Source organism: Bradyrhizobium sp. SZCCHNRI2009, assembly GCF_032485115.1.
Classification (GTDB): Bacteria; Pseudomonadota; Alphaproteobacteria; order Rhizobiales; family Xanthobacteraceae; genus Bradyrhizobium.
In genome coordinates this window covers 686,267-707,485 of sequence record NZ_JAUEUH010000001.1, presented here as the reverse complement: position 1 = coordinate 707,485, position 21,219 = coordinate 686,267, and the positions used below count along the sequence as shown (strand labels likewise).

Annotated in this window: 19 protein-coding genes and 3 tRNA genes; 4 read left to right on the top strand and 18 right to left on the bottom strand. The window is 65.3% G+C overall.

Translation table 11 applies throughout. From position 1 onward, the window contains the following. Window positions 1-104 precede the first annotated feature (104 nt). From lepB to QX041_RS03175, 8 genes are all read right to left on the bottom strand, one after another. Window positions 105-887, bottom strand: a complete 783-nt coding sequence (gene lepB / locus QX041_RS03210) for a signal peptidase I (RefSeq protein ID WP_316164466.1) — start codon at window positions 885-887, stop codon at window positions 105-107. Between the two features lie 158 nt (window positions 888-1,045). Beyond that, window positions 1,046-2,389 (bottom strand): RtcB family protein, encoded by a 1,344-nt coding sequence (locus tag QX041_RS03205; RefSeq protein WP_316164465.1) that lies wholly within the window; start codon window positions 2,387-2,389, stop codon window positions 1,046-1,048. A 320-nt stretch (window positions 2,390-2,709) separates the two neighbouring features. Then, window positions 2,710-2,997: a GIY-YIG nuclease family protein gene (locus QX041_RS03200; protein WP_315826474.1), complete on the bottom strand. Its 288-nt coding sequence runs from the start codon at window positions 2,995-2,997 to the stop codon at window positions 2,710-2,712. Window positions 2,998-3,212: 215 nt separating this feature from the next. Further along, a complete protein-coding gene (locus QX041_RS03195; protein ID WP_316164464.1) occupies window positions 3,213-4,364 on the bottom strand; it encodes a slipin family protein in 1,152 nt (383 codons plus the stop codon). Window positions 4,365-4,718: 354 nt separating this feature from the next. Next, a tRNA-His gene (locus QX041_RS03190) sits at window positions 4,719-4,784 on the bottom strand. 2 nt (window positions 4,785-4,786) lie between these two features. Next, window positions 4,787-4,859, bottom strand: a tRNA-Phe gene (locus QX041_RS03185). A 300-nt stretch (window positions 4,860-5,159) separates the two neighbouring features. Next, window positions 5,160-5,696, bottom strand: a complete 537-nt coding sequence (locus QX041_RS03180; RefSeq protein ID WP_316164463.1) for an HNH endonuclease — start codon at window positions 5,694-5,696, stop codon at window positions 5,160-5,162. A gap of 39 nt (window positions 5,697-5,735) precedes the next feature. Further along, a tRNA-Asp gene (locus QX041_RS03175) sits at window positions 5,736-5,810 on the bottom strand. On the opposite strand from QX041_RS03175, the gene QX041_RS03170 reads away from it, so the two are divergent. Further along, window positions 5,805-5,993: a hypothetical protein gene (locus QX041_RS03170; RefSeq protein WP_316164462.1), complete on the top strand. Its 189-nt coding sequence runs from the start codon at window positions 5,805-5,807 to the stop codon at window positions 5,991-5,993. The two genes, QX041_RS03175 and QX041_RS03170, sit on opposite strands and share 6 nt — an antisense overlap. A gap of 1,391 nt (window positions 5,994-7,384) precedes the next feature. Here QX041_RS03170 and QX041_RS03165 read toward each other — a convergent pair. Beyond that, window positions 7,385-8,560 (bottom strand): DUF2778 domain-containing protein, encoded by a 1,176-nt coding sequence (locus QX041_RS03165; protein ID WP_315749391.1) that lies wholly within the window; start codon window positions 8,558-8,560, stop codon window positions 7,385-7,387. A gap of 542 nt (window positions 8,561-9,102) precedes the next feature. On the opposite strand from QX041_RS03165, the gene QX041_RS03160 reads away from it, so the two are divergent. Then, the gene (locus tag QX041_RS03160; protein ID WP_315749389.1) at window positions 9,103-9,903 is read left to right on the top strand and encodes an FkbM family methyltransferase; all 801 of its coding nucleotides are present in this window, start codon (window positions 9,103-9,105) and stop codon (window positions 9,901-9,903) included. 8 nt (window positions 9,904-9,911) lie between these two features. Here the strand turns inward: QX041_RS03160 and QX041_RS03155 are convergent, their stop codons facing one another. The 3 genes from QX041_RS03155 to QX041_RS03145 all read right to left on the bottom strand — a co-directional run bounded on the left by QX041_RS03155 (window position 9,912) and on the right by QX041_RS03145 (window position 13,025). Then, window positions 9,912-11,429 carry a glycosyltransferase family 39 protein gene (locus QX041_RS03155; RefSeq protein WP_316164461.1) on the bottom strand — a complete coding sequence of 506 codons (1,518 nt, stop codon included), beginning with the start codon at window positions 11,427-11,429 and terminating at the stop codon, window positions 9,912-9,914. Continuing rightward, on the bottom strand, window positions 11,426-12,559 hold the full coding sequence (locus QX041_RS03150; protein WP_316164460.1) for a glycosyltransferase family 2 protein: 1,134 nt from the start codon (window positions 12,557-12,559) through the stop codon (window positions 11,426-11,428). Before QX041_RS03150 ends, QX041_RS03155 begins: the two co-directional genes overlap by 4 nt. Window positions 12,560-12,824: 265 nt before the next feature. Next, the gene (locus tag QX041_RS03145) at window positions 12,825-13,025 is read right to left on the bottom strand and encodes a hypothetical protein (RefSeq protein ID WP_315714746.1); all 201 of its coding nucleotides are present in this window, start codon (window positions 13,023-13,025) and stop codon (window positions 12,825-12,827) included. A 158-nt stretch (window positions 13,026-13,183) separates the two neighbouring features. On the opposite strand from QX041_RS03145, the gene QX041_RS03140 reads away from it, so the two are divergent. Further along, the gene (locus QX041_RS03140; protein ID WP_315714748.1) at window positions 13,184-14,008 is read left to right on the top strand and encodes a DUF72 domain-containing protein; all 825 of its coding nucleotides are present in this window, start codon (window positions 13,184-13,186) and stop codon (window positions 14,006-14,008) included. 15 nt (window positions 14,009-14,023) lie between these two features. Continuing rightward, window positions 14,024-14,485 (top strand): DUF488 domain-containing protein, encoded by a 462-nt coding sequence (locus QX041_RS03135; RefSeq protein WP_316164459.1) that lies wholly within the window; start codon window positions 14,024-14,026, stop codon window positions 14,483-14,485. A 4-nt stretch (window positions 14,486-14,489) separates the two neighbouring features. On the opposite strand, the gene QX041_RS03130 is transcribed toward QX041_RS03135, so the two are convergent. The 6 genes from QX041_RS03130 to QX041_RS03105 all read right to left on the bottom strand — a co-directional run bounded on the left by QX041_RS03130 (window position 14,490) and on the right by QX041_RS03105 (window position 21,167). After that, window positions 14,490-16,175: a tannase/feruloyl esterase family alpha/beta hydrolase gene (locus QX041_RS03130; protein ID WP_316164458.1), complete on the bottom strand. Its 1,686-nt coding sequence runs from the start codon at window positions 16,173-16,175 to the stop codon at window positions 14,490-14,492. A 90-nt stretch (window positions 16,176-16,265) separates the two neighbouring features. Next, window positions 16,266-17,582 (bottom strand): adenylate/guanylate cyclase domain-containing protein, encoded by a 1,317-nt coding sequence (locus tag QX041_RS03125; RefSeq protein WP_315826264.1) that lies wholly within the window; start codon window positions 17,580-17,582, stop codon window positions 16,266-16,268. 39 nt (window positions 17,583-17,621) lie between these two features. Further along, window positions 17,622-18,779 carry an ABC transporter permease gene (locus tag QX041_RS03120; RefSeq protein WP_315714752.1) on the bottom strand — a complete coding sequence of 386 codons (1,158 nt, stop codon included), beginning with the start codon at window positions 18,777-18,779 and terminating at the stop codon, window positions 17,622-17,624. Then, complete coding sequence (locus tag QX041_RS03115; protein ID WP_315826265.1) at window positions 18,776-19,714, bottom strand: ABC transporter ATP-binding protein; 939 nt, start codon at window positions 19,712-19,714, stop codon at window positions 18,776-18,778. The genes QX041_RS03120 and QX041_RS03115 overlap by 4 nt, the downstream gene beginning before the upstream one ends. Beyond that, complete coding sequence (locus tag QX041_RS03110) at window positions 19,711-20,502, bottom strand: efflux RND transporter periplasmic adaptor subunit (protein ID WP_315714754.1); 792 nt, start codon at window positions 20,500-20,502, stop codon at window positions 19,711-19,713. Before QX041_RS03110 ends, QX041_RS03115 begins: the two co-directional genes overlap by 4 nt. Then, entirely contained in the window at window positions 20,499-21,167 is a 669-nt protein-coding gene (locus QX041_RS03105) for a TetR/AcrR family transcriptional regulator (protein WP_316164457.1), read from the bottom strand. The genes QX041_RS03110 and QX041_RS03105 overlap by 4 nt, the downstream gene beginning before the upstream one ends. Window positions 21,168-21,219 lie beyond the last annotated feature (52 nt).

The window sequence follows — 21,219 nt, the reverse complement described above, 5'->3', positions numbered from 1 at the left end:
GCATCCCGAAGGGCGCAGGCGGGAGCGACATCCGGGGTGTCACGAACCGACCAGGTGATCCCGCATGTCGCTTCGCTCATGCGGGCTACGGGCTCCGCGCCGCCCTACTTCACCATCGTCCCGATCCGCTCGAAACGGATCCGGCCCGGCTTGCCTTTCTCGGCGCTCGTGGCCGAGAAGAAGATCATCGTGGCGCGGCCGATGACATTCTCGATCGGCACATAGCCGATGGTGCCAAGCACACGGCTGTCGGTCGAGTTGTCGCGGTTGTCGCCGAGCATGAACAGCCGCCCGGGCGGCACGACGAAGACGTTGGTATTGTCGAAGAAGCCGTGGTCCAGGCAATCCAGCGTCTCGTAGCTTGCCCCGTTCGGCAACGTCTCGCGCCAACGCTTGACGCGCTCGTTGGCATCGCCGCCGCAGGCAGCCTCTCCGGTCAGATCCTCGACCCGCTCGCGCTCGACGGCCGTATCGTTGATGTAGAGCACTCCATCCTTCATCTGGACGCGATCGCCGGGCAGTCCGACGACGCGCTTGATGTAGACGGTCGCATTGTCTTTCGGCAGGAAGAACGCGACCACATCACCGCGCGCAGGTGTCGCGCCCCAGATGCGCGCCGACGGCGGCAACGAGGAAGGCCATGACAACGGCCAAGTGAAGCGGCTGTAGCCGTAGGGATATTTCGACACGAAGAAGACATCGCCGACGAGAAGCGTTGGAATGTTCGAGGATGAAGGGATGTTGAACGGCTGATACAGGAAGGAGCGGATCAGTACCGGCGAGGCCAGCAGCAGGCACAGCAGCGCAAAGCCCGCGATGAATATCCCCGCGATCGCCCACCACGGCTCGCGCTTCGGCCCGATTGCACCCGCATCCAGGCTCGTCATCGCGTCTCCCCCCTTCTTCACAGCCTGAGGATGATGGAAGGCCCGGCCATGCGCAATCGCCAAATGAACCGGCGGCCACGCGGCCGCTGATCACCTCCGGCGCCTGCCGCCCCGTCAACAGGAGGCCGCCCGTGGGCGACCTCACCGATTTGGAGTCTTCATCGCCCCTTCCGCCACGGCGCGTCGGCTTCCCAGTCACCGGCCATGATCGAGCCGTAAGGGATCACCTCGTCGGTCACCTCGCCGAGGCCGTACCGTGCGATCTGCGCCCGTACCGACGCCGCGTTCTTGTAGGCCTGCGGCAGCTCCGACAAATCAGGCTTGCCGCAATAGAACCGCGCATCGATGCCCTCGGGCATCTCCGGGCGATGCGCGCGCAAAAACGCCTTCCGACCGAGATTGCGGCCAGCGCCGTGCGGCGCGAAGCCGAGCGCATCCTTGTTGTCGCGATGCTTCAGGATCAGCACCGGCTCGGCCATGTTGAGCGGCACGATCGTGCGTCCGTCATCGTCAGCCGAGAAGCCGGACCAGTTCGGCGTCGCCCCCTTGCCGTGGTAGTACAGGCCGTCGCTCTTCTGGAAGACGAAGTTGTGCTCGTTCCAGAACCGGTCCGCGACGGCGTTGCCGAGCTTCGCCGCAGCGAGATCGTGAATCGCGTGGTGATTGGCCCTGGTCCACAGCCGCGCGACCTGCAACGCCTCCCAATAGGCGCGGCCGTCGTCGCTCGACGCCTTGATCCAGGCGCTGTGCTCCGGGACCTTCGGCGCATGGATCGCGGTGTGCCGCTTCGCCACCGCCATGCCGCGCTTGTAGAGCTGTGCGCCGAAGCCGCGCGAGCCGTGATGCGTCACCAGCGCCGCCTGCCCGGTCGACCTGAGATGGCCGACATAGGCGAAGTGGTTGCCGTCGCCCTGCGTGGCGAAGTGGCCGATCGCGAAGCGCTCGAGCCCCTTCAGGAAGGGGTTGGCCTCGAACCCTGCCATCACCTCGTCGGGCGGCTGATGCAGCCGGTCGCGTCCGCCGGGACCGAAATGGGTCACGGCGTGAACCGCATCGAGAATGCGCTTGGGATCGTCCTTGCGCGCGAACACCGTCACCGCCACCGAGCAGCAAATGTCGGAGGAATGGAAGCCCGGATGGATCGCGTCCTCACAGGCGACCACGCCGCCGACCGGGATGGTGCCGAGCGCCGTTCCCGACGGACAGGCGTCCGGCATCACGGCGCCGGCTACGATGGTCGGCACCCGCATCAACGCATCCATGTGCTGGGTCACCGCCGCGACATTGGCGCGCTCCAGCTCGTTGTCGGCTTCGATCAGCATCGCGAACGGCACGCCGTTGGTGCGCATCAGCGTCTCCGCCGGCTGCAGTTCCTGCAGCGCGGCGAAGATCGCGTCATCATCGGCGCCATCGGCCCGCATCGCATTGGCCGTCGCCAGCCCCTCCTTGAACCAGCGACCGGGCTTGAAGCCCCAGGCGATCAGGGTGTTTCCGTCGATCATGGCTCGTCTCACATTCCAATCAGGTCAGTTTGTAACATCCAGCGGCAGCTGCGTTCATTCGCCGCTCGTAGCGCGACGAGTGGTGGCTGTGCGTGCGTAGTTCGTGACACCAAGATGTTGCGCTCATCGCGGGCCAAGCATATGGCATCCGTCGATGATCTATGCCACGACACTGTGCTGGCCCAGAACGCCGGAGGAAAGAGCGCATGATCTCTCGATGCGTCATTCCGGGGCGCGTCGGCGAGCAAATGGCAAAGCCATTTGCGCAGACGGCGCGAGCCCGGAGTCCATACTACCGACGATCAGTGTGAGGCACCGTCTCAACCACAAATCCCCGGATACAGATCGTCCCAATTCGGGTTGTTCTCCTCGATCAGCCTGATTTTCCAGTCGCGCCGCCACTTCTTCAGCTCCTTCTCGCGCGCGATGGCCGTGATCGCGTTGTCGTAGATTTCGAACCAGACGAGCTTGCCGATGTCATAGCGCGAGGTGAAGCCCGGAGCCGCCTTGGTTCGGTGTTCGTAGACGCGTCGAATGAGATCATTCGTGACGCCCAGATAGAGCGTCCCGTGTTTTTTGCTCGCCAGTAGATAGACGTAGTATGCCATCCGAGAGCCGTGGTTATGGATTCCGGGCTCAGCCGCTACGCGGCTGCCCCGGAATGACGCGTGGAGAGAGGTGTGATCTCTCCTCCCGTCATTCCGGCGCTCGCGCAGCGAGAGCCCGGAATCCATACTCACGAAACCCAGCAGCTTTTTCAATTCTGTCCCACGCTCCCTCCATCGCAAGCGAGAAGCCGCCCGTGGGCGGCCTCTCTTATCGGTCACGCCGTCTCCGGCGCCTTCAGCCGCACCAGCCGCGTCAGCAGCGCGTCGAGGCCGGCGCCGTCGCCGGCGTGCAGGTCGATACGGCCGACCTTCTCGACCAGGCGCTCCAGCGACTCCAGCTCCTTGAGCCGCAGCAGCAGCGGGTTCTCCTCCATCAGCCTGGCAGTGTTCAGGAGCGAGCGCGTCGCCGCGGTCTCCTCCTGGCGACGGATCAGGTTGGCCTTGGCCAGCCGCTCCGCCTCCACCACCTTGTTGACGAGGTCGCGGATCTCGCCGGGCAGGATCACGTCCTTCACGCCGAGCTCCGTCACCTCGACGCCCGAAACACCCAGCCGCGCGCGCACGTAGTCGCGCAGCTCGGCATCGAGCGAGACCTTGGCCGCCAGCACCTCGTCGAGCGTGCGCGACGCCACCGCCTCCCGGATCGCGAACTGCACCAGCCGGTACAGCCACGCATCCACGTCGGGCGACGTCGCCACTGCCGCCTCCGGATCAACGATCCGCCGGAACGCCGTCAGCGTCACCCGCAGCGCGATGCGATCCTTGGTCAGCATCTCCTGCGCGGTGATTTCGAGCACCGTGGGCCTGAGATCGAGGCGCTTCACCTCGATCTTGCGACCGATCGCCCAGAAGGCATGCCGGCCCGGCGCCAGCCGCTCGGTCAGCTTGCCGTCGACATGGAGCAGACCAGCCTCGTGGTTCTCGACCACGGCCTCGGTCACGATGCCCGGCCGGTTACGCTCGATCATCGCCAGATGCCGCGCGCTCACGCGCACGTCGCTTGCGATGTCGATACGCTCGACCTCGACCTTCGTCGCCACCCTCCAGTAGACGCGTGTCTGCCACGGCGTGAGCAGATGCGTTGGCCGGCCGTCGAGGCTGACGATCGCGATCTCGTCCGCGCCGGTCTCCACGGCCTCGAAGAGCTCGGCGGCAAGATCGGGCCGCGCGGCCTTCAGCACCGCGAAGCGCTCGGCCGGGTATTCGGCCCTGACCACGTCGAACACCTGCACCTTCAGCCGGCGCAGCGGGTCGAGCAGCGCATGACGGCCCGGCGCGAGCACGCGCACGAGCTGGCCGTCGCGCCAGACCAGCGCCCGCTCGCCATCCTCCACCGTCACGGTCTTCGTCACCAGATGCCAAGTCACAACACACTCCCACAGCTTGCGTCCGGCCCATCGGCCGAAACGCGATTCATTGATCAAAGGACGTGAGGACCGGACGACGCTTCCTGCGTGAACCGAGCGGACCGAGGCTTGAGCATCTGACGATGCCGGGCGCACGCGCGCGGTCACACGAGCTATCAGCCCGAGCGTCCTTGCGCAGCCTTCCCGGCATCTTCAGACGCGGTATCCACCGCGGCACAGAGCCGGTTCTGCAGTGTCTTGATCTGGTCGAAATGCCCTAGAACTTTCTTCTTGGGCAAAACGGCCGGACCGCGACTGAAGCGCGCGTCCGGTCCTCGTCAGAGGCGATTAGCTTTTCAGGCTAAACCGAAGCGCTGGAGCGGGAGTCGAACCCGCGACCCGATGATTCACAGTCATCTGCTCTACCTAACTGAGCTATCCTTTGGTGGTGTCGATCGGAATCGAACCGATGCCTTCGGGCCTTCAACCCGACGCTCTCCATGAGCTACAGACTCCTTGTTCTTTGCGACGACGGAACACGGGACCGGACACCGGCCGCGCCAGTCGGGATTTCAGCGAGCCCGAACCAAAGTCATCACGAAGGACCGTGCTACTACACACAATCAACGGCACGCGCAAGACGTAAACATCGAATATTTTCGAACGATCTCATTCCGTAACTAATCGTCTACATATCGATCTACTAATAACGACGTCGCTCGCATGCAAATGCGGGCGACGCAATTTCGTAGCCCGGATGTCGCTTACGCCGAGGCCCGCTGGACCTCGGCGCACGCTCATCTGGGCCACCTCTCCTCACCGCTCCAGCTCCACGTCCCAATAGAGATAATCCTGCCACGTCTCGTGCAGGAATCTCGGCGGAAACAGGCGCTGCGCGGCCATCAGCTCGTGCCGCGTCGGCTCGAAGGGCGGCCGTCGCGGCTTGAGATAGCGCCGGTCCTTGCGCGCGTTGCATGGACTGCAAGCGGCGACGATGTTGGTCCACGACGTCTCGCCGTCATCGGCCCGCGGTACCACGTGGTCGAACGTCAACTCGCCGTGCAGATAACGGCCGCCGCAGTACTGACATTCGAAGCGATCGCGCAGGAACACGTTGAACCGTGTGAAAGGCACGCGCATCGCGGGCCTGACATAGTCGCGCAGCGCGATCACCGCCGGCAGCCGCATGGTGACGCTCGGGCTACGAACCACCCGGTCGTACTCCGCGACGACGACGTGAGAGCCGCTGACGACTGCCCTGATCGCATCCTCCCAGCTGACCACTGACAGCGGGAAGTAGCTCAGCGGCTGGAAGTCGGCGTTGAGAACCAGCGCCGGATTTGTTGCTGACATCGTCGACCTCCTCTCTTCGCTTCAACCGCCTGGTCGTTCTGGCGCCCATGGCGGGAATCGAACCCGCCTTCCCGGATCGACGGTCCGGTCCCTTCGCCAGATGGGGACATGGGCCTCATGGTCTACCCGGCGCACTGCTCGACGCTCGCCGGCCATCGCGCCGCCGTCCACCGCGTGCGGATGAAACGCGTCCGGATCGGTGCGATTGAGGTAGTCGAGATAGAGCTGCCGCGCGCGCGCTTCGGTCACGCCTCGGCACGTCATGACGATGCGCACGAAAGCTGCTGCCACCGGTGAATCCAGTGCGCGCGCAATGTCGCAAGTCTCGGGATCTTCGCCTGACGTCCGGGTCATCCAACCCTCCGCTTGGTGCGCGGAGGGTGCAGTCCCGCCGCTGTTATGCTCTTGCTGAAATCTGGAGTCCCGGTCGGGCCAGGATTTTCACGAGATCGCTTGGACCCTGACAGGCGACGCGCAGACCCGACCAATCGCTCGACCGATTAAAGGGTCGTTCGTTGGTGGCGGCGTTCGCGAGATGTGAGCGTAGGCTCAACACGGTCGTAGTCCTCAAGAGCGCGCCGGTGATGGTCGGCGGCCGATTGCGATGGGGCAGAGCTATGCGCAGAATTTTCCGAAACCGTCAAGACCAAAGCGTGAAGCGATGACGTTACCGGCTTCCGCAATGCGACGGATCTGCAACAGCCGGACTGCTCGTCGGGCAAATCAGTTGCGCGTTTTCGCGCACGACAAGAGCTCTGTCGCCCGCTCGAACGATCGAAGACGCGCGCGCGCGAAAGCTGATTTGTTGAGCCGGGTCAATCAGATCGCCCCGCTCGCCTCCTGTGCCCCGCATTTTCTTGTTTCCAAAAATCGGAAATCATGCATTCTATGCCGGTCCCGCCCTCATGAGAGGGGCGCTTCGCGATCGTCATGAACGTGGAGGGCGGGATGCGGTGGGCGCGTCGGGTTGCAGCGTGATCTGATCATGCGGACGAACGATCCGGCGCGCACGGCGAAGTCGTGATGTCCTGACACCCCGATGCTGGTGTCAAGGTCGAGGGAGACGAATGCTCCGACCGATGGTGGCCAGAAAGCCCGGCGCACCAGGGAGACCACGTATAAGCCGTAGGTCCATCGCGCGGGGAATGCCGGATGATGCGGCTGAACCTGTGGTGACTGCCGCCTGCTTTCTTTGTTGCAGGCGGGCCATGGGTGAGGCCCTCACCCGGCATTCCCCGCGCCCTCTCCTGATTTTCGAGGGCGACGTCGCTGGCAAGCCTCGGGCGTCGTTCGCCGCGAGAATGCGATGTCGTGTCCAGGAGTGTTCGAGCTGTGTATCCGTTTTCCCTTCTTTCCGTGCGATCGCATGAAGCGGTCGCCCGGAGCGACGCCGATCCCGAAGCCGCATCAGAAATCGTGCGCTCGTGACTGCACGGCAGCCAACGGATTCTCGATCTTGTGGCTCTAAAAGTGCGTGCTCTAGGAGATTGGGAGATCGGACGAGCGCTGCAAGTGAATGCGCCCTCTCCCACAAGGGAAGAGGGCGCTGTATCGCGCAGCGTAGTAGTTGGCGATATAGCACTCGTGCGACGGGATTCACGGCGCACCTTTGCACGCCCTACAGTTCGGAACTACTGCTGAGTGTGAGGGCGACCATGCAGATCCCACCTCAACGCCGCCTGTCCGGCTCACTCGATGCGGGCGAGCACGGCGAGCTTGCGGATGCCCTTGTTCTTGTAGGCATCGAGGAACGCATAGTAGTCGCGGAACGAGACGCAGCCGTTGGAGTCGCCGTTCGGGCCGAGCATGAAGGTGTGCGCGAGCAGGCCGTTGCGACCGTGGATGGCGTCCTCGCCGCCGATCGGGTTCAGCCGCAGCGCCGGCACGCCATGGAACAGCGCCTCGCGCGGCTTCAGCTCGTAGATGTGCGGCGGGGTGACGCCGCGCATCTTGATCTTCTCCGAGCTCGGCTTGTCGAGGTTGTCGCCGAGGCCGGAATGCGCCTCGAGCTTGGTGCCGTCGGGCAGATACACCGCCTTGGCCGAGATGTCGTACACGGCCGTGCTCAAATCGTACGGCGGCCGGCCGCCGCGGGTCGGATCCTTGGCGATGCTGGCAGTGATGTTGGAATCAGCCGAGGCATAGGCCAGGAGCCCGCCATCCTGGTTCTCCGGCTTGCCCCAGAGCTTTTCCTGGATCGAGTGGCGCTCACCCGCGATCGACAGCACCGCCGCCTTGGCACGCTCGGTCATCGCGCGCAGCGAGAAGCCGCTGCTCTTCGGCGCATTGGCCTCGGCAGCCTGCGCCGGCGTCGCGGGCTGCGCGGCCGGCCTGGTGTTGGCGAGCGCCAGCTGCATCGGCGGCCGGGCATCCTTCTTCGACGCCTCGGCGACCTTCGCAGGCTCGGCCGGCTTGGCCTCGGCCGACTTGGTCTCGATCTGCCTGGTCTCGATCTGCTTGGGCGCGGCTTCGGCGAGCTTGGGCAGCGGCGGCGCGCCGTTCGCGGCGTTGGAGGCGACGCCCTGCGGCACGGCCGCGCCGAAGCGGTCGTTGAACATCTGCGGCGTGATGGCGGCGGCCGTGGTGACGGGCGGAGATTCCGGGAATGCCGAGAAGGCCTCACCCACAGCATCGGCGGCGCTGCGCGTCGCAAGCCGCGGCGCCGGGCGCACGACGGGCTCATCCTGCTCGATGCTGCCCAGGGTCGGATAAGCGTCGGCCGCGATGATCTTGGTATAGACCGTTACGGCGCAGCCCCCGATCAGGCATGCGATTGCCGCGCCACCGATCAATTTGTGAGAGAACGCGATCAGGGAGGACTTCCTGCGATTTCGTGCGGCCAACGCAGCTCGACTGTTACTCATTCACTCACGCCCGAACGAATACTCGACAACTCTCGCTCGATGCGCCACGGACACCCGCTTTGCATCTCGCAGAAGCACAGAGCTTCATTAAGGCGACTTTTAGTTAAATGCTGATTAAGTTTTGGCGGATTAGAGGCGGGTTAACCATCAGGGCCTGTTTTGCCGGCAAACAGGGCAGAAACAGGGCAAAACTGCAGCCGGAGGCAATATTGCCGTACCGGAAAAATCGGGAGAGGCAGCATCCGTCGGTCGCGCCGATCCGTAAAACAGCGCACGCCGCGTTAACGATTGGGCCGGGGCGGCGGCGAGCGATCGATGATCTCTCGTATGCGTGCGCTGACGAGGTAAAGGCCGCAGGTCTCGCCAGTCGAAAGCCCCTGCTCCGGCAGGCCGGGTGCGCGACAAGCGCATCCGTAGCAACCCGGAGTTACAGGCGCTGTGGCCGCTGGCGACAGTATGGTACGGGACGATTCTCTGCGACACGCCGTCGGCGAATCGTACCGCGTCCGCTCCCGGCCAAGACGACACGAGAGGACCTCTCCATGCAGATCCCCGGCCGGAAGCTGGCCTTCGTGCTGGCCTCGACCAATCAAGGTACGATGATCGTCAACCGGCTCGACTATCGCATGATCGACGCCAACCGCGGCTACGGCGTCGGCTTCCAGATCCTCAACACCGGCGCCTTCGATCCGGGAGAGGTGCAGCTGGCCGTCCGCCTGCTCGGCGTGCGCCGCAGGCACCATGGGGACGGCGCGGTCGCGATCGACTGCGGCGCCAATATCGGCGTCCACACGATCGAATGGGCGAAGGCGATGACCGGCTGGGGATCCGTGCTCTCGATCGAGGCGCAGGAGCGGATCTACTACGCGCTCGCCGGCAATATCGCGATCAACAACTGCTTCAACGCGATTGCGATCCATGCCGCGGTATCCTCCGAGCGCGGCGTGCTCAACATCCCGAGCCCGAACTATCTGACCCCGTCGAGCTTCGGCAGCCTCGAGCTGCGCCAGCGTCCCAACACCGAGTTCATTGGCCAGGCCATCGACTATGAGAACGACACGGTCGAGGTGCGCAAGCTTCCGCTGGACGATTTCAACCTGCCGCGTTGCGACCTGATCAAGCTCGACGTCGAGGGCATGGAGCTCGAGGCGCTCGAAGGTGCGGCGGCGACGATCGAACGCTGCACGCCGATCATGCTGGTCGAGAAGATCAAGACCGATGCCGACCAGTTGCGGCAATGGTTCGATCGCCGCGGCTACAAGACCATCGACGCCGACATCAACATGGTCGCGATCCACGGCGGGGACAAGGCGCTGGCGGACATCATTCCGCAGCAGGCCTGAGGCGCGTGTCAGCGCTGCAGCTCCGGCGGCGGCGTGCGGTCGAGGAGATCGCCCTTCGGCTCGCTGAGCGCGTAGAAGGCGTAGGTCTCGATGGTCAAGGACCCGCGCTTGCGCGCGGCCTCGCCGACCTTCTCGATGCGGCCGAACGTGTTGCTGACGTAGACCCGCGTCGCGATCTGGGCCTCGTCGACGAAAAGCTGCGTGCCCGCGAGCTTGGCCGGATCCGGCTCCGGGAAATTGACCCAGCGGATGCGCTGGATCGGCTGCAGCACGCAGGTCCCCGGCGGCAGATAGAACGACAGCCAGGCGGTGGTGCCATAGTCCATCGCCAGCACGCAGGAGGCGCCGGCGCGCACCCGCGCCGCCTCGATCTCGGCAGCCAGCGGCCGCCAGCCGACGCCGACGCTGCGCACCGTGGCATCGCGCCGGTAGCCGGACAGCAGGCCCGTGTCGGCCTGCACGATCAGCGCGACGAACGTCACGACGCCGGCGGGCACGGCCCAGCGCAGACAGAACGTCGCGGTGCGCTGCTCGCGCGCCGACCAGGCGACGAGATGGGCCGCCGCCGCGGCAGCCACCACGAACGCCGGATAGACCGGCGCGAACCAGTTGGCCTCGACCCGGGCATGCAGCGAATGCCAAACGAAATAGGCGACGATGACCCAGACCATCGCCTCGATCAGGACGCGCGCCGCCGCATCCCCTGCCCTGCGCCGGGCCAGGCCGTAGAGGCCCATCAGGCCGAGGATGAAGACCAGCGGCGTCGCGAAGGCAAACTGCGTCGGGATGATCTCGGCGATGTAGACAGGCCTGACCGCCTCGACCCTGGCACGGCCGAGCTGCTTGATGAACGACACCCATTGGTGATCGGCATTCCACAGGATCACCGGCGCGAACAGCGCGAATGCCACGAGGCCGCCGAGATAGGGCCAGGGCGAGGCCAGCCAATGGCGCAGTTTCGGCACGGCGACGAGCCAGATCAGGATCGCCGCGCCGAAGAACATCGCGGTGTATTTCGACAGCAGCGCCGCACCGACGGCTGCGCCGACCGCGAGCCACCACGCGCCTCTCCCCGTCTCCAGCACCTTGGCGCAGAAGAACAGCACGAAGCTGGAGGCGACCAAGAGCGGCGCGTCGGGGGTCACGATCAAGGTGCCGACCGCCGCCATCAGGGTGACGTTGAGCAGCAGCGCCGCCGTCGCCGCCACGCGCACGCCGCCGAACAGGATCTCGGCCGTGCGATACACCGCATAGCTCATCGGCAGGCCGAGCAGGATCGAGACGAGGCGCACGCCGAGCTCGCTGTCGCCGGCGATCAAGGTGCCCAGCCGGATCACGACCGCAACCATCGGCGGGTGGTCGTAATAGCCGCCCGCGAGACGCTTCGACCACATCCAGTAATAGGCTTCGTCGAAGGTGATCGGCGTGACCGCGGCCGCGATCAGCCGGACAACGACGAGGCCCGCGATGGTCAGCCAGACATTGCGGACCAGCCGGGCGTCCTCGGCACCTGCCGCAGGGGTCATCGCTTGCGCCAGACGAACAATCCGGAGATCGCGTAATTCCACACCACGCCCATCAGCGCGCCGGCGGCGCCCGCCAGCCACCAGATCGGCTCCTGGTCATAGACCGAGAAGGCGACGCCGACATTGGCCAGCAGGCCGACCGAGCAGACCAGATAGAAGACGAGCAGGCCACGCAGGATGGCAAAGCCCTTCAGCCGCTGGTCGCGATAGGTAAGGAAGTTGTTGAGGATGAAGTTCGAGGTCATCGCGACGAAGGCGCCGAGCGCCTGCGACTCCGCGAACGGAAGGTCGAACAAATTGAGACCGAGGAACAGCGTGGCGAGATGGACCACCAGGCCGGTGCCGCCGACCATCGCGAACAACAGGAAGCGCAGCGACACCACGTCGTTGGTCATCTTGGCCAGCACGAGGCCGAGGAAGTCGAGCGCGACCATCGAGTCGAGCTTGCTCTCGCCGTGCAGGCGCGAACCGAACGTATAGGGCACCTCGACCGTCTTCAGACCACCCTCGGCGCTGGCGATGATGTCGAGCAGGATCTTGAAGCCCTGCGTGGAGAGCTTCGGCGCGATCGCCTCGAAGCGATCGCGGCGGATCATGAAGAAGCCGCTCATGGGATCGTTGACCTCGACCTTGAGCGCGCGGCGCGCGATCTCGGTGGCGAAGGCGCTGGCCCCGGCCCGCTTGCTGTCGAAGCTTGCGGCGCTGCCGCCCTCGATGTAGCGGCTGCCGACGACGAGCTCGGCCGCGCCGCTCTGCAGCAGCGACAGCATCTTCGGCAGCTGGGTCTCGTCATGCTGCAGATCGGCGTCGATCACGGCGGCAAAGGGCGCGCTGGCGGCCAGGATGCCCTCGATGCAGGCGCCGGACAGGCCGCGCCGGCCGACCCGGCGGACGCAGCGGACGCGTTTGTCGCTGCGCGACAATTCGCGCACCACCTGCCAGGTGCCGTCCGGGGAGTTGTCGTCGACGAACACCACCTCCCACGGCACATCCTTGAACGCCGCCTCCAGCCGCCGGTACAGCGTGGTGACATTGTCGCGCTCGTTGAAGGTCGGAACGACCACCGAAACGATCGGAATATCAGCGGTTTGCGGCGGCGCGGGCATGGCCGGTCGGAGGACATCGTTCATGGTGCGGATGCGTATATCTGCCGCGTTCCACACTGCCAAGCGCAACGGCTGAAGGAAGGCGCAAAAAGCCCGGACTGTGGTGCCGGCGTGCACCGCTGCCGAACGGGCGGCCCAAAATGCCAACGACCACAAACAAAGGGCGCGCGTACATCCGGCGCAACCGCTCTGCCGTGGTCGTCTCGGTGCCGGAGCCGTTACAGCTCGACGTCACCGTCCCGACCAAAATGGGGTACCTCGGCAGGATTGCAAGGGGTCCCTGGCCGGCCTAGTTCGGAACCTCCCGGACCACCGGTCCGCGTACGGCCGGAGCCACCGGAACCGTCTGCACCGGCGTGGGCGGCACCTCGACCTTGGCCGGCTGCATCTGACGGGCCATCGGCCCGACGGGAACATAGTAGAAGGCTGCCGCAAGCACGACAGCGGCGACGATTGCCCCCAGCAGGCCGCCGACCGATTCCGCTCTCATTGTCATATCTCCCCTTCCCGGCCCCGGCCCTGGATACACGAGGCTCCGGAGCACGGGAAGAGCGACGGCGCGACCGCGCCGAACTGGTCAGAACCGGCCCGGTTGACTATCGTCTCCCCTACCGCAACACCCTCGGCAATCAGCATCGGAATCGATCCGTGAGCAAAGCCCCTGCACGCGCCTCGCAATCCAAGAGCCACATCTACATCGGCATCGGCGGCTGGACCTTCGCGCCCTGGCGCGGCGTGTTCTATCCGGACAAGCTGCCGCAATCGAAGGAGCTCGAATACGCCGCCTCGAAGCTGACCTCGATCGAGATCAACGGCACCTATTATGGCTCGCAGAAGCCGGAGAGCTTCCGCAAATGGGCGCGCGAGGTGCCGGACGGCTTCATCTTCTCGCTGAAGGGGCCGCGCTTCGCGACCAACCGCCGCGTGCTCGCCGAGGCCGGTGATTCGGTGAAGCGCTTTTACGACACCGGCGTGCTCGAGCTCGGCGACCGGCTCGGGCCGGTGCTGTGGCAGTTCGCGCCGACCAAGAAGTTCGACGAGGCCGATTTCGGCAAGTTCCTCGAGCTGTTGCCGCGCGAGCTCGACGGCCGCAAGCTGCGTCACGTCGTCGAGGTCCGCCATGACAGTTTCTGCGTCCCCGGCTTCGTCGCGCTGCTGCGCGAGTTTGCAACGCCGGTCGTGTTCGCCGAGCACGGCAAATATCCGGCGATCGCCGATGTCGTGGGTGACTTCGTCTACGCCCGGCTGCAGAAGGGCAATGACGAGCTTGCGACCTGCTATCCGCCGAAGCAGCTCGACGCCTGGGCGAAGCGATTGCAGCTGTGGGCCGGCGGCGGCGAACCGGACGACCTGCCACGGGTTGACGACAAGCCGGCGAAGAAGATGCCGCGCGACGTGTTCGCCTATGTCATCCACGAGGGCAAGGTGCGCGCGCCGGCTGGCGCGATGGAGCTCATCGAGCGCGTGAGTTGACGCAGGAGTTGCATGATGGCCAAGAGCAAGACCCTGTTCACCATCGGTTATGAGCACACGCCGGCCAAGGCCGTGCTCGATGAGTTGCAGGCCGCCGGCGTCAAGCTGCTGGTCGATGTGCGCGCGGTGGCGGCCTCGCGCCGACCGGGCTTCTCCAAGAGCCAGCTTGCGGCCGGGCTCGACGAGCGAGGCATCGGCTATGTGCACCTGCGCGGGCTCGGCACGCCGAAGGAGGGCCGCGAGGCCGCCCGCAGCGGTCATTACGACACGCTGCACAAGATCTACAGCGCCCATCTGAAGACGCCGCAGGCGAAGGAGCAGATGGACGAGCTGGCCTCGCTGGTGAAGAGCGCCGGTCCCGTCTGCCTGCTCTGCTACGAGCGCGACCACGTCCATTGCCACCGGCAATGGATCGCCGAGATCATCGAGGAGCGCGACCATGTCCGAGTCGAGAATCTGATCGCGCCGCAGGTCTGACGTTTCACTCCGCCGCGCAGGTGAAGGATGACGCCTGCTCGACGTCGCCGCCGACATATTTGGCGAATTTCGGCCACGGGCACAGCGGCCGCGTCCGCTGCGGGCTCCATGTCGATGGGAGCTCCTTGTTGGCCGCATTGACCGAGGCCGTGATCGCCTCCGGCGCCTTGCCCTTCTCGACCCAGTCCATCAGCGCGCCCAGCGCATCGAACTTCTCCAGCGTGACGCCGCCGCCGCAATGGGTCTCGCCGGGCAGCGCAAACAGCCGCGCGAAACCGTCGGCCTTGCCCTGGACGTTGGCGTTGAGCTTCTCATACCAGCGGATCGTGTCGTTGATTGAGAACACCGGATCAGCCTGGCCGTGGTAGATCAGCATCTTGCGGGCACCGTTCTGGAACGCCGGCAAGGTTGGGTTATCGACCGCGGGCGGTGCCATGAAGTCCATCGCCGACTCCGTGAATGGGCCTTCCTTGGCGTAGATCTTCGGCGCGTCCTTGTCGAAGTCGTAGGTCTGCAGCTTCTCGACGAGCTTGTCGGGCGAGCCTTCGATCTCGACCGGCGGCGTCGAGAAGATGTAGTTGAGCGAGGCGCCGCCCATGGTGGCAATGATCGGAAGGTTGTTCCACGGCGCCACCGGGCTTTCGACCTTCCAGGCGCGCCAGTTGCCGGTGCCGACGCCACCATCCACCGGCCAGTCGGAATACAGCGGCTCGCCTTTGGAATTGTGGGGGCCCGCGAAGACTTTCTTCAAGGCATCGACCTTGGCGGCCGGCAGACAGGCTTCGGTTGCCCCAGCGGCGCAGCGCAGGCTGTCGAAATTGAACGCCTTCTGGCAGGCTTTCAGGTTGGCCGTGAGGCCGTCCTTGGCGCCGTCGAGCTCGTCGCAGACCTCCGTGATCTTGGAAGCGATCAGCTTGGCATCCTCCCGCGTGATCGACTTGCGGATGTCGACATCGGCCTTGGTCAGCGCCTGCACGTCCCAGGCGTGCTGCACGGCAGCGCGCGGCAGGTTGAAGCCGGGATTGCCGACCAGGAAGCCGTCATACTGCTCGGGCATGCGCTCGGCAGCCACCATGGTGTGGCGGCCGCCATTGGAACAGCCGGCGATGTAGGAGTAGTCCGGCTTCCTGCCGTAATGCGCCGAGACGATCGCCTTGGCGATCGGCGCCAGCGTGATGTCGGCCGAATAGCCGTAGTCGCGGCGCGCCTGCGGATCGAGCCCGAAGGCTGAGCCGGACGCAAGCCCGCGCGGCTTGTTGGCGGGATCGCTGCCGGAGTGGCCGCTGTCCGACGACAGCACGGCAAAGCCGCGGGCGAGCGGCGTCACACCGCCGCTGACGAGACCGTCGGCCTTGTCGCCGAGCGCCGGCACCACCACGCCGTCATTGCCGCCATTGACCTGATGCAGGAAGCGGCCGTTCCAGGTCTCCGGCAGCCTGATCTCGAACTGGATCGCATAGGCATGGCCATCGACGCCGGTGCGCTCGTTGACCTTGCCGGAGAGAATGCAATGCCGCGGCAGCCCGTCGGCGGCCTCCTGCAGCTTCGATCCCGTCAAGGTCAGCCCGGGGACCTTCAACGCCTCGGCCGTCACCTTGCTGCAGGCAACATCCTCAGCCCGCACCGCCTCCATCCCGGTTACGCACAAGATCCCTGCTGCGGCCAAAAACGACGCCCCGGTTCGGATCATGCATTCCCCCTGATGATGCTTCTCGTTTGGGGCAGTTAAACGCGGAGGCCAGCCAATGTAAATCTCCGACATCGCGCCGTATCGCCTGCGTCAGTGCAATTGCCAGATCTCGAACGGCCGGTCGTAGCCGCGCACCGACACCGCGCCGTGGAAGACGGCGTCGCGCGCCCCGTCGCCGGCCGCCTGCCGCACCTCGCTCGAGATCAGGAGTTGCGAATCGAACTCCTTGTTCAGCGCCTCGAGCCGCGAGGCGAAGTTCACGGTGTCACCGATGACGGTATACTCTTTGCGCCGCGGTGAGCCGATGCTGCCGGCGACCACCTCGCCCAGATGTATGCCGATCCCGATCCTGAGCTGCCAGGACGACGATGCGTTGACGCGCTCCATCGCAGCCACCATCTCGCGCGCAGCAACGACCGCCTGCACGGCGGCATCGCGCGACTCGAACGGCGCGCCGAACAGCGCCAGGAAGCCATCGCCGAGGAATTTGTTGACGATGCCGCCATGACGCTCGAGGATCTCCACCAGCACCGCGAACGCTCCGTCGAGACGATCGACAACCTGCTGCGGCGTCTTCGACCGCGCCGCCGCGGTGAAGCCGCGGAAGTCGACGAACATCACCGCGACCTCGTGGATGTCGCGCGCCTCCGCGGTCCCCTCCTTCATCAGGCGCTCGACGACCTGGGGCGAGACGTGCTGGCCAAACAAATCCGTGACGCGGTCGCGCGCCGACGCGGCCTCGATGCTCGCCGCGAACTGGCGTCGCAGCTGCACGCTGACGGCACCGGCGAGCATCCCGCACAACAGGATGATGAAGCTGCGCTCACCGTGATAATAGATCTCCGGATTCTGGCTGAGATCGATCGAAGGCCGGTCGAACAGCGCCACCACCAGCAGCTCCACCGCAGCAACCAGACCGGTGAAGCTCGACAGCCAGAAATCGAGACGAAGCGTCGAGAGAACGATGAAGATGAAATAGACCAGCGGCGCGCCGAAGCCCAGCGCCTTGTCGTGGCCGATGCCCTCGATCTGCAGGATGAGGACGAACGTTGGCAGCGAGGTCTCGACCAGGGCGCTGACATAGCGCCAGATCACCGGTACGTCCCGGCCGTGGCGGATGTCCGCCTTGATCCTGAACAGGATGAGAGTCTGGAAGCTGATGAATGCGACGATGATCGCGTAGACGTAGAGGACCCCGGTTCGGGTCGGCCAGATCCACTCCGAGATCTTCGGCTCGAAGATTTCGACCAGCACCGATATCACGAGAAACAGAGCCGCAGTGGCGATCAGCGCCCTCACCCGCAGCAGCTCGGTGTTCAACGTCTGACGCATCAGCGCCTGGTCGAACTCGGCCGGCGCTCCCGCCGGCGCTTCGTTCGCCTGTCCTGCTCCTCCCACGATCTGCATCTTGCCTCAGCCGTTCCTGCTCCCGGCCGCCATTGTGCCTCAATCGAGGGTGCGGCGGAAGCGCAGGACGGCGACCGTCATGGCGAACAGCATGAGGCCAAACAGGGCGATCGTATCATGCTGCAGGTTCTGGAGCGTCGAGCCCTTCAGCATGATGGCGCGGACGATCCGCAGATAGTGCGTCAGCGGCAGGCATTCACCGAGCACTTGCGCCCATTGCGGCATGCCGAGAAAGGGAAACATGAATCCGGACAACAGGATGCTCGGCAGGAAGAACATCATCGAAAGCTGCATTGCCTGCAGCTGGTTCTGCGCCAGGGTCGAGAAGGTGTAGCCGATCGAGAGGTTGGTCGCGATGAACAGCGTCGACAGCAGCGCCAAAAGCAGCAGGTTGCCCATGATCGGAACGCCGAACAGCAGGACGCCGATGCCGATGATGATCGTCGCCTGCAGGAAGCCGACCATCACATAGGGGATGATCTTGCCGAGCATGACCTCGACCGGCTTGATCGGCATCGACAGCAGGCTCTCCATCGTGCCGCGCTCGATCTCGCGCGTCACCGAGAGCGCGGTGAAGATCAGCATGGTCATGGTCAGGATGGTGCCGACGAGGCCCGGCACGATGTTGAGCCGCGACGACGCCGCCGGGTTGTAGCGCGCGTGGGCCCTGATCTCGAACGGCGTCGTGACGGGATTGCCGGTGTAGAGATCGTGCGCGAGCGCGGTCTGCACGATCATGCCGAGCGAGGACAGCGCCGATGACGCCGCGACCGGATCGGTCGCGTCGGCCGCGACGAGCAGGGCCGGCCGGTCGCCGCGGCGGACCGCGCGCTCGAAGCCACGCGGGATCTCGACGCCGAACAGGACCTTGCCGGACAGCAGGAGATCGTCGAACTCGGCGACGCTGCTGACCTCCCGGGTGAAGCGGAAATAGGCGGTGTTCTCCATCGCCTTCAGGATCGAGCGGCCGAGATCGCTGTCCTCCTGCAGCAGCACCGCCGCCGGCAGATGATGCGGCGTGGTGTTGATCGCGTAGCCGAACAGCATCAGTTGCATCACCGGGATCATCACGATCATCGCAAACGAGACCCGGTCGCGCTTGAGCTGGATGAACTCCTTGACCAGCATCGCGTAGGTGCGCCGCCAGAAGCCGAAGCGCGGCTCGGAAGACGCGTGATGGACGGCTGCGTCGCTCATTGGAAATTGTCCCGTGAACGGTTCATCAGGTCGATGAAGACGTCCTCGAGCGAGGGCGCGGCGGGCTGCCAGTGCAGATCAGCCTTGTCGCGCCAGGGCGCGATCGCAGCGTCCAGCGCGTCGCGGTCGCGGCCGGACACGTGCAGGCTGGTGCCGAACGGCGCCACCATGTCGACCCCCGGCTTGCCGGTGAGGTCCGCCGCGAGCTCGCGCAGATCGTCGCCGCTCACCGTATACGTGGTGAGCGCCGATTGCGCGATCACCTCCGAGACGGCGCCGTGCACCAGCAGATGACCATAGGCGATATAGGCGATCTCGTGACAGCGCTCGGCCTCGTCCATGTAGTGGGTCGAGACCAGCACGGTCAGCCCTTCGCCGGCGAGCGCATGGATCTCGTTCCAGAAGTCGCGCCGCGCCTTGGGATCGACGCCGGCGGTGGGCTCGTCGAGCAGCAGCAGTTGCGGATTCGGCAGGGTGCAGGCCCCGAGCGCCAGCCGCTGCTTCCAGCCGCCCGACAACTCGCCGGCGAGCTGCCGCTCGCGGCCGGCAAGCCCGAGCCGCTGCACCATGTCGCGCGCGGCCCGGCGCGGATCGGACATGCCATAGAGGCGCGCCACGAATTCGAGGTTCTCCCGCACCGAGAGGTCCTGATAGAGGCTGAAGCGCTGCGTCATGTAGCCCACCCGGCGCTTGATCTTGTCGGCGTCGCGACGGATGTCGAAACCGAGGCAGGTGCCCTCGCCGCCGTCGGGTGTCAGCAGGCCGCACAGCATCCGGATGGTCGTGGTCTTGCCCGAGCCGTTCGGGCCGAGAAAGCCGTAGATCGAGCCGCGCTTCACCTGCATCGACAGATCATGCACGACCTCGCGGCCGTCGAAGGACTTGGTCAATCCCTGGACGTCGATCGCGATCTCGGCGGGACCCGTTCCGTTCATTGCTTGTCCGCCACCGGGGTCTTCGGATCAGGCGTCCTGGAATGCGGATAGATGCTGACCGGCTGGCCGACGCGCAGCGCATCCGGCCGCGACGGCCGCGCCTGGATCAGATAGACGAGCTTGTTGCGCTCATCGAGGCTGTAGATCACCGGCGGCGTGTATTCCGCCGAGGTCGCGAGGAAATAGATTCTGGCCGTCAGATCATCAGCACAGTTGTCGCAGGTGACGCGGACCTCGTCACCGATCGCGAGCTTCGGCAGATCAGGCTCGGGCACGTAGAAGCGCAGCTTCATGTTGCCCGGCGGCATGATCGACAGCACCGGCCGTTGCGCCGCGACCATCTCGCCCTCGCGGAAGTAGATCTGCTGGATGGTGCCCGCGACCGGCGCCACGCCCTTGCGCCGTGCCAGCCGCGTCTGCGAGGTCACGAGATGGGCCTCGGCGACGCGCAGCGCCGAAACGGCGGAGTCGAGCGTCGCCTGTGTCCCCGCGCCCGTCTTGCTCAGGGCCGCGGCGCGGTCATAGGTCTGCTGCGCGTTGGCCAGCGTCGCCTTGGTCTGGTTGAGATCGGCCTGCTGCAGATCGTCGTCGACCGAATAGAGCGGATCGCCGACCTTGACCACGTCGCCCTCATGCACGTTCAGCTTCGTGATCCGACCCGCTTCGTCCGGGCTGACGAAGATCATGTCGGCCTCGACCCAGCCTTGATAGCCGGGATCGCGCGTCTCCTTGCAGGCGTTGAACGTGAAGGCCGTGACCAGCACGGCGAGGCAATGCAGCAGGCTCATGTCGGCCTCCTCGTGCCAAAGATCAGATCGAGATGGGTCTGCAGCATCGCTTCGGCGTCGAGCGGCGCGTGTCGCTCGAACAGGCTCTTCCACAGCACCGCGACCATCATTGGCGCGATCATCAATTGCGGGTGTTGCACCAGCTTGGGCTCGCGGATCTCGCCGCGCGTGATCGCCAACTGGATCAGCGCGCGCATGGCCGCGAGACCGCGGGAGACGACCTCGCGATAATAGAAATCGGCAATGGCCGGAAAGCGCGGCCCTTCCGCGATGATGAGCCGGACGAGATCGGCCCGCCGGGTGCCGGCGACCTCCTGCAGGAACATGCGCGCCAACGCCTCGACCATGTCGCGCACCGAGCCGCCGGCCGGCGGCGGCGCCGCAAGACGGCCGACGAAGGGCACGATCGCGGTCCGGATCAATTCCTCGAACATCGATTCCTTGTCCTTGAAGTGCAGATAGATCGTCCCCTTGGCGACCCCGGCCCGCTTGGCGACGTCGTCCAGCCGGGTCGCCGCGAAGCCTCGGGCGATGAACTCGTCCATCGCCGCCTGCACGATCGCCGCGCGGCGCTCTGCGGAGCGATCCGCCCGGCGCGACCCGCCAGCTCCCGCTGGCTTGACGGCCTGAACTCTGCGCTCGGACAATTTCGACGGCTTCGACATAGAACGATTATGACTGACTAGTCAGTCATTGTAAAGAGGCCTCGCAGATCCG